The organism is Paenibacillus sp. FSL H7-0942, from assembly GCF_045040715.1.
Classification (GTDB): domain Bacteria; phylum Bacillota; class Bacilli; order Paenibacillales; family Paenibacillaceae; genus Paenibacillus; species Paenibacillus amylolyticus.
The window spans coordinates 6,023,376-6,040,557 of record NZ_CP150279.1 but is presented as its reverse complement, the minus strand read 5'-3'; the positions used below and the strand labels follow the sequence as shown (position 1 = coordinate 6,040,557).

5 protein-coding genes are annotated in these 17,182 nt (G+C 48.4%); all 5 read left to right on the top strand.

From position 1 onward, the window contains the following. Window positions 1–6 precede the first annotated feature (6 nt). From MHI48_RS26615 to MHI48_RS26595, 5 genes are read left to right on the top strand one after another with little or no spacing between them, the layout of a single operon-like run. Window positions 7–723, top strand: coding sequence for a thioesterase II family protein (locus tag MHI48_RS26615; RefSeq protein ID WP_051449553.1), 717 nt, complete (start codon window positions 7–9; stop codon window positions 721–723). A gap of 25 nt (window positions 724–748) precedes the next feature. Continuing rightward, window positions 749–1,618 carry an acyl carrier protein gene (locus MHI48_RS26610; protein WP_036668121.1) on the top strand — a complete coding sequence of 290 codons (870 nt, stop codon included), beginning with the start codon at window positions 749–751 and terminating at the stop codon, window positions 1,616–1,618. 3 nt (window positions 1,619–1,621) lie between these two features. Continuing rightward, a complete protein-coding gene (locus MHI48_RS26605; RefSeq protein ID WP_076328849.1) occupies window positions 1,622–5,410 on the top strand; it encodes a type I polyketide synthase in 3,789 nt (1,262 codons plus the stop codon). Window positions 5,411–5,429: 19 nt separating this feature from the next. After that, window positions 5,430–13,136, top strand: a complete 7,707-nt coding sequence (locus MHI48_RS26600; RefSeq protein WP_076328850.1) for an SDR family NAD(P)-dependent oxidoreductase — start codon at window positions 5,430–5,432, stop codon at window positions 13,134–13,136. A 13-nt stretch (window positions 13,137–13,149) separates the two neighbouring features. Next, window positions 13,150–17,181 (top strand): type I polyketide synthase, encoded by a 4,032-nt coding sequence (locus tag MHI48_RS26595; RefSeq protein WP_076328851.1) that lies wholly within the window; start codon window positions 13,150–13,152, stop codon window positions 17,179–17,181. The last annotated feature ends 1 nt before the right edge of the window (window position 17,182 follow it).

Genomic DNA, 17,182 nt, shown 5'->3' with positions numbered 1-17,182 from the left:
GATTATATGGCCAAGATGCGATTATATTGTGTCCCTTATGCAGGAGGGTCAGCATCAATATATAACAAATGGAAAAAGGGGTTATCCGAGTCCATTGTGCTGAACCCTGTTGAACTTGCAGGACGTGGATTGAAATTCTCTAAGCCGCTCTATGAGAGTATTCAGCAAAGTGTAGATGATGTATTTGATTATATATCTCGCGATTTGCCAGATGAGGAGCCATATGCTCTATTTGGACATAGTCTCGGAAGTCTGATTATCTATGAACTGTATAACAAAATGCATGAAGAGCAGTTCAGGAAACCCATACACATGTTTTTCTCGGGGCGAGAGACACCGGATTATAAAAAAGACCAGGTCTATTACCATTTGCCCGAAGGACAGTTCATAGACCGCATTAAGGAAATGGGCGGTACCCCGGATGAGTTCTTTGAGAACCAGCAACTTATGGATATGTTCATCCCCATATTACGTAAGGATTTGGAGATGAATGAGACGTATACTTACGAAGAGAAGCCTTATAAACTGCAATGTGATATCACGATACTGAACGGAGCAGAGGATGAGGGCTACATTCTGGATTGTGCAGAACATTGGAGAGGTTATACGGAACAAGGAAGTGCCGCCCGGATATACAAAGGGGGGCATTTTTATTTATTCGAAGGCAGTATGCATCGGGTTACCAGCATGATCAATCAGACATTAACAAGTTATATGGAGTAGATCCTATACGGAGGTGAGGTGTCCAATGAATCAACGGCAAATTACACCAATAGAACAGCTGGAGGCAACCATTCTGGACGTATTTCATGTGGTGCTGGGAGCCGATGCGGGAGTCACCACCACGATTAACTTTTTTGACTTGGGGAGTGATTCGCTGCTTCTTGCTCAGATCTATAATCAACTTGAAAAATTATATCCAGCTCAAATTACGTTAACCAATATGTTTGCCTATCCTACGATCTCCAGACTTGCGAAATTCATCGCAGATCAGGAAGGCATGGAACTGGAAGCCTATCCTGTTCCGTTGGATTACATGCAGAATACAGGACAGGTCCTTCAAGACCATCGATATGAATTCAGGATCGAGAAGGATCGCTTTAATGAAATCAGAGACTTATCCAGAATTGCAGGTTGCACGCCTGTGGAATGGTTGTGGTCTTTGTTCGCATATCTGTTGACGGAGATTGGCAATCAGCCACAACTTACGGTCTATACACTGATTTATCGAATGAACCATATCAGTTCCATTTCGCTGGATGTGCAAGAGGTACAGGATTTTAATGAGTTGTTTGTTATAGCGAAACAAGCTTTACATACAGCAGACGAACAGCCTGGTCACCATATCCAGGATCTGGTTAGAACAGGTATGAAATCACAACATGTCGCCATTCGTCCGCTATTCTATGAGGCTGATTATGTCAGTGGAGGCAGGGTGGCGCTGGAGGAGCTGTTTGATGTCATCTGTGAAATTCAAAATGAAAAACGAAATATGCTGGTAACGATGTATTGCAAACCCCGAATGAACACCATTCAATGGAATCTTTTTTTCAGAACCTATGATCAAATGCTTGCCAAAGTGTTTGAAAGTCTCCGCCCAGCGGCTGAAAGGGGATAAATAATGAAAAACAAACTGATGGATTTCAGTGAACTGGGTATTCGTGACACCAATCAGACGGAGTCGTCTGGTCAGACGCCTCCAGCCCCAACTACAACTGCCATCCGTCCGGGTGATATCGCCATCGTTGGACTCAGTGTTCGTATGCCCTTGGCAGATGATGCGGAACAATTCTGGGATAACTTGTTACATGGTCTGGATTGTACGAGGGATCTGCCGGAGCAGCGACGCCAGGATGCCGATAATTATATCTCTCGTAAAATGAACACTGGTGAAGATGCCCAATACTTGGACGGTTCTTATCTGGAACATATCGATACCTTTGATTATCCTTTTTTTCGATTTACACCGAAAGAAGCCAGTTTGATGAATCCGGCCCAACGTATCTTTATGGAGACGGCTTGGGCCGCTTTTGAAGATGGAGGATATACCAGTGAGAAGCTGGCGGGCAGCAACACAGGAGTATATGTGGGATTGGTCTCGGATCTGGAAGGTTATCGGTATAAAGAAATGATTCATGATGTGGAACCACAGTCTTTGCCGATCTCGGTCACAGGCAATTTGTCTTGCATTTTACCCAGCCGTCTATCATACCTTCTTGATTTGAGAGGACCGAGTATGGTGGTGGACACGGCCTGTTCTTCATCTCTGGTTGCAGTCCATCATGCCTGTAATGCCATTCGTTTGGGTGAGTGTGACATGGCGCTGGCAGGAGGCGTAAAACTGAATGTGCTTCCTCTGGACAAGGATTACTACCGAATGGGCATCGAATCGTCCAATGGCATGACACGTCCCTTTGATGATAGCTCAGATGGTTCCGGAATAGGTGAAGGTGCGGCGGTTATTATGCTAAAACCACTTCAGGATGCCATCAAGGACAAGGATCAGGTATATGCGGTCATTAAGGGCAGTGCCATTAATCAGGACGGGAACTCCATGGGGATTACAGCGCCGAATGCCAGAGCCCAGAGTGAGGTCATTGTGAAGGCGTGGAAAGCTGCGGGGGTCGACCCTGAAAGTATTTCGTATATTGAAACCCATGGAACAGGGACTGTCTTGGGGGATCCGATTGAAATCGACGGCATTAAGGGGGCGTTTGAGCAATACACCGATAAGAGGCAATTTTGTGCCATCGGTTCAGTAAAGTCCAATATCGGACATTTGTATGAAAGCGCTGGCATTACAGGGCTTGTTAAATCTGTATTGTCCTTAAAAAAAGGGATTTTACCAGCGGTTCAGCATTTTGATCGCCCCAATCGCAATATTGATTTTAGTGGAACGCCTGTGTATGTGAATACACGTAACCGGATCTGGCCTGCTGAGGGTGCACCTGCGCGTATGGGTGTCAGTGCATTTGGTTTCAGCGGAACCAATTGTCATCTCATACTGGAGCAGGCGGGTGCAGTGGAAACCACCAGCGAAACTGAGATGCGGGAGTATCTGTTCCCCCTTTCAGCGAAGACGCTTCAATCACTGCAACAATATATATCCAAATATACGAAGTATCTGAAAACAACCGATCACACGTTAGCAGATATATGTTACACGGCAGGCACATCCCGAACCCATTATGAACACCGTCTGGTACGGATTGCTTCAAGCAAAGAGGAGTTGCTCGCCCAACTGGTTGCACTTGAAGAAGACGGGTTGCACTCCATTCGAGAGCAGCCAGTCCCGGAGTCGAATCAACTGCATTTAACGGATCATTGTGAAACCTATCTTGGTGGTGGGGAGGTAAGTTGGCCAAGTCTGTATTCGGGTGAGGATGTTCGCCGAATCAGCATTCCAACGTATCCATTTGAAGCTCATCGGTGCTGGATTGAGCTATCTGCTCCTTATACCCAAACCAAGACAAGTGCCATCACTATGGAGAACATACACCATTATGAGTTGGGCTGGGTCTGTGAACCGGAACGCAATTCAGATCGGAAGTTATCGGAAGGTCATGTCGTTATTTTTATGGATGAAAAAAGAGAGGACCGCTCTCTGCGTAAGGCACTACAGAAGCAGGGTCGTCAGCTCATTGAAGTGTTTGATGGACCTTCATTCCTTCAAGTATCTTCCGGGGAGTACGTCATTTCACACCAGCGTGAGAGCATGGAGCAATTATGGGCTCACTTGGGAGAATTGATGATCACCCAGATCATCTATATTCAACAGCAACAGTCCTTTCATCCATTTTTCTATCTTCTTCAGGAAATGATCCGTACGAAATCGTCGGAGCCTGTTGATGTGGTGTTGTTGACGAATCCAATCCATTCCATTACCGGAACCGAAGAAAATGTATTTCCTCAGGCTGCCCTGATGTTTGGTCTGGGTTTGGCTGGGCGCAAAGAAGACTCACGTCTGCAATGCCGTTCCATCCAAGTGGATGCGGAAACTTCGCTCCAGGATATTCTGGCCGAACTGGATCATGAAAGTGATGATTATGGTGTAGCTTATCGTGCGGGCACTCGTTACATTCAGCAGTTTGAAGCGATGGACCCTAGTCAATATCCTAAGCGGGACTACAAGATTCGCAATGACGGATTGTATCTCATTACTGGCGGACTGGGCGGTATTGGGCTGGAGATTGGATTACAACTTGCGGAGCGATACCCGGGAATCACACTTGCGCTGGTGAATAGAACTGCGCTTCCTACTCGAGGGGAGTGGGACAGCATTGTAGCAGCAGATTCCAACGATGCGTTAGTTCAGAAAATCCGATCTGTGCAACAAATGGAGGCTGCTGGGGCCACGGTTCTCTCTTACCAAGCAGATATTTCAGATGAAGCATCCATGCGAGTCATTCTGAGTGAACTGCGTCAGCAATACGGCCGCATTGCAGGTGTCATTCATGGGGCTGGGGTCGCTGTAGGTGGAGATCATCCGCTTAAGGACAGAACGATAGAAGAAGCTGAATGCGTATTACGCCCTAAAGTGCAAGGAACCCAAGTTGTGGATCAACTCACCAGAGAGGACAATCCAGACTTTTTTGTGATGTTCTCATCCATTGCAACGTTATTCAGCGGGCCGGGACAGGCGGATTATGTCGCTGCCAATGCGTATCAGGATGCCTACGCAGCCTACCGCAACCGGGAGTTGGACGGAACGATGACCGTCAACTGGTCTACCTGGAAAGAAACAGGCGCAGCTGCTGCAACCGGGTACGGAGTGGACACCTTATTCAAAGCCATGACCAATAAAGAGGCTCTGGCGTGGCTGGATCAGGTGGAAGGGCGTCAGATTGAACGTGTATTGATAGGACAGATGTCGACAGACCGTGGCATGTTGAAGATGATCCGCAACTATCCGTTCAGACTTTCTCCTGAACTGGAGAACTGGATTGATTCACGTCTACAGCAGACATCATCACCGAAGGCTCCAGTGACCCCGCAAAGTGTAGCCCGACAGGATGCCGTACTGAATGGTGCGGATGACGGAGAATACACTCCATGGGAGAAGCAGGTTGCGGATGTGTGCCAAGCCGTACTGGGCTTTAATGAAATTCATATTCATGACAGTTTCTTCGAACTTGGAGCTGATTCGATACTGGTGAAACAAATGTATGCACAACTTGACCGTCAGTATCCGGGAGTACTCGTTGTTGCAGATCTGTTCGAACATCCGTCTGTGCATAGACTGGGTGGATATCTGGCTGATAAAACAGGCAATAAACGGGAGAGCAAGCAGGTAGAGGCGCCTACAGGTGGTGCAATTGCGCTGGACGAGGAAGTCCATTCTCTTTTTGATCAGTTGGAAGATGGCACGATCAGCATGGAGGATATGCTCAAAGGATTAAAACATATCTGATATGTAAGGGGACGATACATTGGAACAGTTGCTTAAATATATTATTGAGAATACATCTGGTGGCAAAATCGACAAAAAAACGGCGATTGATATGATCACACTGTTGAAACAGCAGAAAAAGAACACTCGTGAAGATATTGCCATCATCGGCATCTCTGCGCATATGCCCATGGCTGATCATGTGGAGGAGTTCTGGAGCAATATTGAGAACAAAGTGAATTCAATTGTGGAGTTCCCTGAAGCGAGACAAGAGGATGTTCTGAAATATGTACGTTTCAAACAGCAGGATGAAGACGGGTTAAGCTTTATTAAAGGCTCTTATCTGGATGAAGTGGACAAGTTTGATTATCGCTATTTTAAGCTGACACCCAAAGAAGCAGCCCTGATGAGTCCTGACCAGAGAATTTTTCTCCAGACAGCATGGGAAGCTGTGGAAGATGCAGGTTATGGAGGTGCGAGGTTATCCGGCAGCAATACCGGATTGTATGTAGGATATTACAGCAGCACCCGAGATAATTATGCCAATATTATCGCCGATGTAGAACCGGAATCCATCTCCATCTCGGTAACGGGCAATGTGACGGCGGTACTGGCAGGAAGAATATCCTATTTGCTGAATTTGAAAGGCCCCAGCATGGTGGTGGATACCGCATGCTCCTCATCCCTTGTTGCCGTCCATATGGCCTGTCAGTCGATCCGAAGTGGTGAATGTGATGCAGCGATAGCGGGTGGGGTGAAGGTGAATACGCTCCCTGTTTTTAATAAATATGAGCAATTTGGCATTGAGTCCTCGGACGGGGAGACGCGGACATTTGATGATGCCTCAGATGGGGCAGGTGTTGGTGAAGGTGTGGCTGCCATTCTTCTGAAACCGTTAAGTCGGGCCATTGAAGATGGGGATCATATCTACGCCGTCATTAAGGGTACTGCTGCCAATCAGGACGGAACATCCATTGGACTAACCGCACCGAATCCACGGGCCCAATCGGAAGCGATCGTGAAGGCTTGGGAAGAAGCGGGGATAGACCCCGAGACGATCCGTTATATTGAAGCCCATGGTACAGCAACAGAATTGGGAGATCCGATTGAGATTAAAGGGATTACCAACGCTTTCGAACAGTTTACATCCAAAAAACAATTTTGCGCGATCGGCTCTGTGAAATCCAATATCGGTCATTTATATGAATGTGCAGGCGTGACAGGATTACTCAAAGCGGTGATGGCCTTGAAACATCAGAAGCTCCCGCCATCCCTTCATTTTGCCAAACCCAACCGCAACATCCGGTTTGAGCAGACACCAGTGTATGTAAATACACAACTCCGACCCTGGGAGGCGGAGGAGGGAATCCCGCGCAGATGTGGTGTCAGTGCTTTTGGATTCAGCGGAACCAATTGCCATGTCGTGCTTGAGGAAGCTCCGGCTGTTACTGTAAAAGACCCGGGAGATAATCTGGGTTCAGGCAAGCATCTGTTTGTGTGTTCGGCTCAGACGGAAGAAGCACTGGTTCGATTGCTCCAGCGGTATGAACGTTTCTTGAAGGAGAATCGTGAAGCTCCTGTTGCGAGTGTGTGTTATACGGCAGCTACAGGACGTGGACATTATGAACATCGCTTGTCCCTGCTTGTGGAGGATACAACTCAACTGATCCACTTGTTGGAACAACCTTGGGCACAATTGAAGACACAAGAAGGAGTCTATGCCGGTGCTCCTGCTCCTAAGCCTACGGGAGCCGAGCGAATGGATTCGGAAGAACGTGAGCGCACCAGACGTCAATCATCTCAGGCACAAGAGAGGATCAAAGAACTGGCTGCCAGTCTACTTTCGTGGGATGAAACAGCACTCGGGGATTTGGCTGTACTCTATGCTGAGGGTGCAACGATGGATTGGGGACAGCTATATCAAGGGCGACAGGTCAAGAAGCTGAGTTTACCTACGTATCCGTTTGAGCCCAGCAGATGCTGGATTGATATTCAGGACCCGTCAGCTGTTTCGTTAAAAGACTACTTTCATACCGTTCGCTGGGTAGAGGATCGTGGGGATGCGACTTCGGATACCTCGGCACCTTCCTCTTCAGGCACAGTAATGATTATCGGTAACGGAACCGAACTGGAACAGGAATTGTCGGCTGGGCTGAAAGGCGAAGGCAGCCGGGTAGTCCATGTGAGACCGGGTGACCAGTTCCAGCAAATATCGGAGGACCAATACGAAGTTGGCGGAGATATGCCGGGAGCTTATTCGCAGCTATTAAACATGTACACAGACGGTGAAATTACTGAAATCATCTATATGTCCATGATGGGGAGTTCATTCTATCCCGAAGATTTGGCATCTATTGAAGCCAGGCAAAAGGAGGCTTTCTACTCACCTGTCTATCTGGTTCAGGCACTGATGAGCAAAGGCTTCGCCGAAGAGATTCATCTGAACCTGATTGCTGAATACGCCGGACACGTCACAGGCAGAGAAGAGAGGATCACCCCTCATAATGCACTCTTGATGGGACTGGGTAAGGTGATCCAGCAGGAGTATGGACATATTCGGAGCAAATTTGTAGATGTGGATCAGTCCATATGTACGGAGGACATCCTCAGGGAAAGACATATAAACGGTGAAGCTTATGCTGTTTCGTATCGTGAAGGACAGCGTTATACGGAGACGTTCACAGAGATAGACCTTAATGAAAGTGAGAGCGTGCCTTTCGAGGTGCGTCCAGATGGTGTATATCTTGTGACGGGTGGTACAAGCGGTATTGGTCTGGAAGCAGCACGGTTTCTGGCTTCTTCGAAGCCAGTGAAGCTGGCGCTTGTTGGTCGGACACTTCTTCCAGCAAAGGAAGAATGGGAAGGCATACTGCAAACAGGCCAAGACTCCCGCTGTACCAAAATGCAAGGCATCCTTGAACTGGAAGCATTGGGTGCAACCGTTCATTATTACAGTGCGGATCTGGCCGATGTTGTGGGCATGACGGAAGTGATTCAGGATATCACTCACCGCTATGGAAATATAAATGGTGTTATTCATGGAGCAGGTATTCCCGGAGACGGATTTTTATATCGCAAAAGCGATGATGAGTTCCAGACCATTCTTGGACCCAAGGTGAAGGGAACCTGGATTCTGGAGAAACTGACGCGAGATCAAGACATGGACTTTATGGTATTGTTCTCCTCCGGTATATCTGTCATCGGTGAAATTGGACAAGGCGATTATACGGCTGCCAATTGTTATTTGGACTCCTTCGCGGCATGGAGGACGGGACAGGGACGTAGAACACTTTCCATTGATTGGGTATCGTGGAAGGAAACTGGAATGTCCGTGGAATTTGGGATCAATGTGGATGGCATGTTCAAGACCATTCCGACAACGGATGGGATTGCAGCGATGGAAGCGGCCATGAGCAGACGGCTCTCCCGAGTGTTTATCGGTGCAATGAATTATGGAAGCAAACATCTTGCTGCACTTGGGCAGTTCCCGTTCCGGTTGTCTGATAAGCTGGAAGCCGGAGTGAAGCGCAGTAAGGAAATCGCTGACCAAGGAGCGCAACATCGTCCGAACCGAACCATACCACAGGAGAAACATACGGGGCCCGTAGATCTTTCCGGGAATGAGGAAGGTCGCTATTCGGAAACCGAGCAGCAGGTTGCGCGCATATACAGTGAGATACTGGGCTATCAGGAGATCAATATCTACGATAATTTCTTCGATCTCGGGGGCAACTCCATCATGCTGATCCGTATGCATGAGAGGCTTAACGAGGAGTTTCCCGGGAAAGTGAAGATAGCTCATTTATTTGCACATACATCCATTCATAAGCTGGCACTACATGTGAATCAGGGTAACGGCGCCGCTGTAAAAGCAAAAGCTGCTGCTCCTCTGGAGCAAAAGAAACCAACTGTTGAAGAGGATGAGGCCATCGCCATTATTGGGATTGCTGCTGAAATGCCAATGGCAGATACGGCAGAGCAGTATTGGGACAACATCCTGAACGGTGTGGACTGTACAACGGATTTTCCAGAGGGACGCAAAAAAGACATGGATGCCTATCATCAATGGATGAATGCAAGACTGGGTTCGGACAAAGAAGTACAGTACCTTCAGGGTGCATTTCTGGATGATATTGATCAATTCGATTATAAATATTTCCGCTTGTCTCCGAAGGAGGCCGGATTAACGGACCCGATTCAGCGGTTATTCATGAAGACGTCATGGCATGCGGTAGAGGATGCAGGTTACGGGGGACGCATCGAAGGAACAAATACGGGTGTCTATATGGGTTTTGCCAGTAGCCTGAACGATTCTTATCTCAAAATGATCTGTGATCTTGATCCTTATCAATATCCGATGTCCATTGTAGGGAATATCACAGCCATGATGCCGACCCGTATTGCCTATCCACTGGATCTCAAGGGGCCTACGATGGTCATCGACACGGCATGTTCTGCATCACTTGTCGCTACCCATCTGGCCTGCCGGGCCATTCGTAATGGTGATTGCGAGATGGCGATTGTTGCTGGTGCACGGATCAGCCTCAGTCCGTTGGATCATGATTATTTGAAAGTCGGCATTGAGTCTTCGGATGGATTAACCAAGCCATTTGATCAGGAAGCAGATGGTTCGGGGCTTGGTGAAGGCGGAGCCGCCGTGGTATTGAAGTCACTAAGCAAAGCGATTGCAGATAAAGACAATATTTATGCAGTCATCAAAGGAAGTGCCATTAATCAGGATGGAGCTTCGATTGGCATTACGGCTCCGAATCCTGAAGCGCAAACGGATGTTATTGTGAAGGCATGGCAGGATGCCGGTATTGATCCATCTACCATTGGTTACGTGGAAACGCATGGTACAGCGACGAAACTTGGTGATCCAATTGAAATGGATGGACTTACTACGGCCCTGCGCCGATATACAGACAAGAATCAGTTTGTTGCTATAGGTTCGGTCAAGTCCAATATAGGCCATTTGTTTGAAGCAGCTGGTGTGGGCAGTCTGGTTAAAGCGGCTATGGCCTTGAAACATCGGATATTGCCACCCACGCTTCATTTTGATAAGCCCAACTCATCCATTTCGTTTCAGGATTCACCGTTGTATGTCAATACGAAATCGAGACCATGGGATGGAAACGGCGAGCCGCTTCGCTGCGGAGTCAGTGCCTTTGGGTTTAGCGGAACCAACTGCCATCTGGTACTGGAAGAGCCGCCTATTATTCAGGAGCGGAAGATTTCGAGAGAAGTGGAAGTATTCACGCTAAGTGCCAAGAGCTGCAAGTCGTTACTTGCGCTGGTTGATAACTATATTCGTTTTATCTCGGAACGTCACCAGGAACTTCCGCTCAAAAACATCTGTTATACCGCGAATACGGGGCGCTGGCATCATGTTTATCGTGTCGCCTTTGGCGTGACGGACACGTCCGATCTGCTCGTGAAGCTGAGACGACTCGCTACATCAGATCTCGAATCCGTAGGTGAGCATCAGCTCTATTACGGAATGCATAAGGTCGTAACAGAGAAGAACGAAGGGAAGAACTACGAATTGACGGGCCAGGAGAAGTCCATTTTGAAGCAGGAGGGTAGAGAGTGCCTATCCCGATACATGGAATCTTCAGATCCGGGAGTACTACATGAATTATGCAAATTGTACACCACAGGCAGTGACGTGGATTGGAGCCTGATGTACAGGGAAGAAGAAATTCGTAAAATCAGTCTTCCATTGTATCCATACGATAATACACGCTGCTGGGTGGATCTTCCCGAGCAGTCTTCGGTATACACGCAAGTGAGCACCAGAGCGGTACCGGAAGCCTACGAGCTGGTATGGCAACAGAAGGGGATAGCGAAAGGGGATTCCGATCAGCAGATCGAAGTGAGCGACGGCACAACACTGGTACTTCTGGATGGGTCCGATTATGCAGCTGAGATAGCGGCACGTATGGAGCAGTCGGGGATGCAGGTATATTCCGTACTTCAGACGGATGTTCTGCGATCTGACCCGGACAGTCGAAATGTGGAACAAGTGGAAGCCTATGAGCGTGTGCTGCAACAGGTGGGCCTAGACCAACTTTCAAGAATTGTGTATCTGAACGGTGTTGGTAGTGAGGAACATTCAGCAAGTAAATCCAGTGACATGGAATCATTAGAGTCTGTTCTAAATGAACGTGTGTATGGGTTCTTCCGGTTTATTCGAGCGTTGTTGTCCAGTTCTCTGAGTCAACCCATCGAGTTAGTTCTGATTTCCCGTGAGGTCAATTCCATTACGGGTACGGAGCGGATGAAACCTCATCTGGCTTCTGCCTTTGGAATGGGCAGAGTGGTAGGCAAGGAAAACATACAGATTCATTACCGTTGTATTGATATCGATGAAGGTTCGTCTCTGGATCTGTTGCTGAAAGAGATCGGCACTTCATCTTCCTATTATGAGGTAGCCTATCGAAATGGAACTCGGTATGTTCAGGAGTTCAGAGCGTTGAATGAATCAGCACCTCCTGAAGACGAACTTGTTTTTGACAACGATGGTGTATACATCATTACAGGCGGTACAGGTGGAATTGGACTGGAAACCGCGCGGTATTTGGCTTCCGATGCTCCAGTAAATCTTGCATTAATCAGCCGTACACCGATGCCTGCACGTGAGCAATGGGATGCCATTGTTGCAGAACAATCCAAACTCAAAGTGATTCATCAAATCACAGTTATTCGTGAACTGGAGAGCCGGGGACATCAGGTTAGTTGCCATGCTGCAGATGTGTCGGATCTAGATGCCATGCGTGTACTTCTGGATCAGCTTCGGGTTACATTCGGGAAAATCAAAGGGATTGTCCATGGTGCAGGGGTCGGAAGCTCTGAAATGATCACAAGCCGTTCTCAGGCAGGATTCACCGAGGTCTTCTCTCCCAAAGTGCATGGCACTTGGGTATTGGATCAACTTACTGAACAGGATCATCTCGATTTCATGGTGCTCTATTCATCGATTGCTTCGGTCTTCAGCGCCCCGGGACAGGCGGATTACATTGCGGCGAATGCCTACTTGGATGCGTATGCTGACTACAGATCGATGATGGGCAAGCGCACACTGACTGTGCAATGGTCTACCTGGAAGGAGACCGGCATGTCAGCCGAGCACGGGTTTGCTGTAGATACGTTGTTCAAAGCCATGCCGACAGAGCAGGCGATGAATCAATTGTCTCTGGTGATGCGGCAATCCTCGGTTCGCCGAGTACTTATTGGCCAGATTCATTATGAGGGTCAATTGATATCCGCACTGGCCAAAAGTCCGTTTGATCTCTCTTCCTCTATTCGCGTTCAACTGGACCAACGGATGAAGCAGCTGGCAAGCAAGCGTCTTCCAGCATCCTCGTCAGAGGATCGTGACGGAGAAGTCGTTTTGACAGGTAAATCAGATGCATCCTATACACCGACTGAAAAGGCACTCGCCACCATCTGTAAAACGATGCTTGGTTTTCATGAAATTAATGTAGGGGATAGTTTCTTCGAAATGGGTGCCGATTCCATCGTCCTTATACAGGTACAGGCCCGGATCGATCAGCAGTTTCCTGGTCTGACCAAAGTCACGGATTTGTTTGCGAACTCCAATATTACTAGGTTGGCTCGTTTTATGGATGAGAAGTCTACTTCGAAGCCACAAGACATGGAGCAGGATTTGAAGCGTGTAATCGACCAGATGGAAAGCGGCGATGTTACGCTGCAGCAGGCATTGAATAACCTGATTAACCTGTAAAGGAGGAACTGTGGTGGAGAGTGTATACAAGTTTGTCATGGAACATCTGCAAGACGGAAGCTTGGATAAAACCGTGGCCGTGCAGCTACTCAAAAAGCTCAAAGCGGAAGAGGACGCTTATACGGCGTCCGGGTCAACCAATGCTGCCAAAGATATTGCCATTGTGGGCATGGCTTTGAAGTTGCCGCAGGCTGAATCTCCTGTCGAATTCTGGGATAACATCGTCAGTGGCACGGACAGCATTCGTTCCTTTCCCGAATCCAGAGTGCCGGACATCCAGTCGTATCTGCAATATTTGGGCATGTCGCCAGACGAAATTCAATTTAATGAAAATGCCTATCTGGATGAGATTGATAAATTTGATTACGCCTATTTTAAAATGTCACCCAAAGAAGCTAGTCTTACAGACCCCAACCACAGACTGTTTCTGGAAACGGCATGGAAGGCGATCGAGGATGCAGGGTATGGAGGCGGAAAACTGACGGGCAGTCGTACCGGTGTATATCTGGGCCTGTCCAACAATATTAGGGATTTGTACTCACGTTTTATCTACGATGCGGAACCGGAATCCTTTGCGTACTCGCTTGTGGGTAATCTGGCTTCTGTAGCGGCTGGTCGGTTATCCTTCTTACTGGATTTGAAAGGGCCGAGCATGGTGGTGGATACCTCTTGTTCATCCTCTCTGGTGGCCATTACACTGGCCTGTCAGGCGATCAAGGAGGGGCAATGTGATCAGGCACTCGTTGGGGGAATCAAGATTAATCTGGTTCCTTTAAAGAGTGATCATATCAAAATCGGGATTGAGTCGACAGATTGGAGAACCAAAGCTTTTGATGACGATTCGGACGGATCGGGCATTGGTGAAGGCGCAGGAGTAGTGATGCTCAAACCGCTGGATAAAGCGTTGGAAGATCGTGACCAGATCTATGCTGTCATTAAAGGTTATGGCGTAAACCAGGATGGTAAATCTATTAGTATCGCCGCCCCGAACCCAGAGGCGCAGACCGAAGCGATTCTTCAAGCCTGGGCAGATGCGGGTATCGATCCCGAGACGGTCTCTTATATTGAGACGCATGGCAGTGGCACCATGCTGGGTGATCCCCTAGAGGTACAAGGGATTGAGCAGGCATTCCGGCGTCACACCGGCAAAAGTCAATTTTGCGGGATCGGCTCGGTCAAAACCAATATCGGCCACCTGTCGGAGGCGGCTGGGGTCGTGGGTTTGATCAAATCTGCTCTGTCACTGCAACACAAACAGATTCCTGCTTCCAAACATTTTCACAGACCGAATCGGGCCATCGACTTTGCGGCTTCCCCGGTCTATGTGAATGCCCGATTGCGGGAATGGGATACCGATGCAACACCACGACGTAGCGGTGTTAGTGCATTTGGCATCAGTGGAACCAATTGCCACATCGTGCTGGAAGAGGCGCCGACGACTACGGTTAAGGAGCAGGAAGTGGAGGGAGGACATCTTCTAACCGTATCGGCCAAAACGGAGGCAGCTCTCCAGACCCTGATTACGGAATATGCTAACGTGCTCTCTCAAGTTGAATCTCAGCATGTACCTTCTGTATGTTATACCGCCAACACGGGAAGGGGCCACTATTCATACCGTTTACTGGTCACCGGGCAGGATGCGGAGGAGCTTCAACTTCGCTTAATTGAGGCTGGACGAATGATCGGATCGGCGGATGAGAATTTAAGCAAAAGTGTAGGACCCAATGGACATCGAAGTCCAGGGATTTATTACGGTTATCACAAGGTCAGCAACGATCAAAACCGTCCAGATTCACCAGCCATAGGTGGAGAAGAAGGGCATACGGGCCATCGGTCTATGAGTCTGAATCCGGAACTGGCGAAGATGGGTAAGGGGTATCAGGCTGAACAGGCCATACTGGACCAGATTGGAATGCATTATATACAAGGTGCAGAACTGAACTGGGAGCTTCTATACACAGGGGACGGGCTACGCAAAACAAGTCTGCCGACCTATCCATTTACCCGGACTCGCTGCTGGTTTGAAGTTCCTGAGGCAGCTCGTACCGCCGCTATCGCGAATAACAGCAATGCGGACTCGGAAGAACCGACGCCAGCCCGATTCTATCGGATGAACTGGAGGAGAGCAGATCTAACAGAGCCGGAGCCGATTCAAGGAACAGGTGCAGTGCTGGTTTTGAAGGATGAGGGTAACAGAGGAAGTGAATTGATTGAACGTCTTAAGCAGTCGGGGCGCCAAGTGATTGAGGTCTGTTATGGAGAATCTTTCAATCAGGGACCGGACGGATCATTTACGGTAAATGGTTCGGAAGGCAACTTTGGGGAGTTGTTTGCAGCGTTGGGAGAAACGTCCATCAGTGACATTGTGCATCTCTTTGCAGTCCCGGATTCCACGGAAATTCGTACACTTCAGGCTTTGGAACAACGTCAGCAAAAAGGGGTATATAGCCTGTTTTATCTGATTCGTGCCTTGATTGAGCACGGAAGTGACAACGCACTGAATATGATGCTGGTCTCCGAACAGGTCTACGAAGTCACAACCAGTGAAAGCCGACTCTCTCCAGAAGCGGCCTCGTTATACGGTTTGGGCAAAGTACTCGCCCTGGAATATCCGCATATTACTTGTAGAAGCATTGATCTGGACGAGAGTACGGGGGCAGATGAACTGCTTCAGGAAATAGGTTCCCAAGATCAGAGTTATACCTCTGCCTATCGTAATGGGATTCGTTATATCGAGGAATTGGGTGAGGTTCCAGCCGATGAGTTGACAGATTCTCCTGTCCATATTCAACAGGATGGTGTGTACGTCATTACTGGGGGTACAGGCGGGATTGGTCAGGAAATGGCAAAATTCTTCGCTTCCCAAGCAGACGTCAAGCTTGTACTGATTGGGCGTACCCCAGTTCCGGCAAGATCGGAATGGGAGACACTTCTTAACGACCCTGAGCTAGAATCCAAGATGGCTGCTCGTCTCCGCAATTTCCTGGAGATTGAACAACAGGGTTCGGAAGTGTCCTGTTATGCAGCCGATGTATCGGATCATGCAGCGATGCAGGATGTACTGGCCGATGTCAGGGAGAAGCATGGGTCCATCACGGGTGTGATTCACGGTGCAGGGGTACCGGCGGTTGGATATTTGATCCGCAAAACCCAGGAAACGTTTGACGAAGTCCTTCATCCCAAAGTGCAGGGAGCCTGGATACTGGACCAACTGACCCGGCAGGATGAACTTGATTTCATGGTCTTTTTCTCGTCCGGTCTGTCTCTGTCAAGTGAGGTTGGACAAGGAGATTATTCAGCGGCCAATGCATATCTGGATGCTTTGTCTTACTCACGCAGCAAAAGTGGTCTGAAGACCTTGTCTATCAACTGGTCTTCTTGGAAAGAAGCGGGTATGTCTGTTGATTACGGTTTTAATGTGGACGCCATTACGAAAGCCCTTCCGACCGAACAGGCAACGGCCGGATTCTTGGCAGCATTGAACAAAGAGGTGCCGCGTGTGTTAATCGGGGAATTTACATACCATCCACGGTTTGCCAAAGCGCTATTGACCAAGTTTCCATTCCGATTCTCGGAAGAGATGACGAACAGGCTGAAGGAAGCCGAGAAGTTGGAAGAGTCGCGGCAGGTGGCTCCTGTTGCAGCCAAACGAAACAAATCGGCGAATGTACATGTTGAGCTCAAAGGGAAAGACGGCGAGGATTACAACAGCATCGAACGGCAGATTGCAGGCATGTATAACGAAGTACTTGGTTTTGAAGAACTGGATATCCACGACAGCTTTTTTGATCTGGGCGGAGATTCCATCCTGTTAAACCGTTTATTTTCTTTGCTCGAAGATGCCTATCCAGGCAAGATGAAACTGATCCATCTATTTTCGTACACCAGTGTACATGCGCTATCCCAATTTGTAATGACCAAGCTGGAAATAAAACCGGCTGCTGAGCCAGTCCAACCGGTGGATGATTTTGAACAGCTGTTTAAAGATATTGAAGCCGGTAGTCTGAGCATTGACGATGCAGTCAAGAGCGTCGAGGATCGTTGAG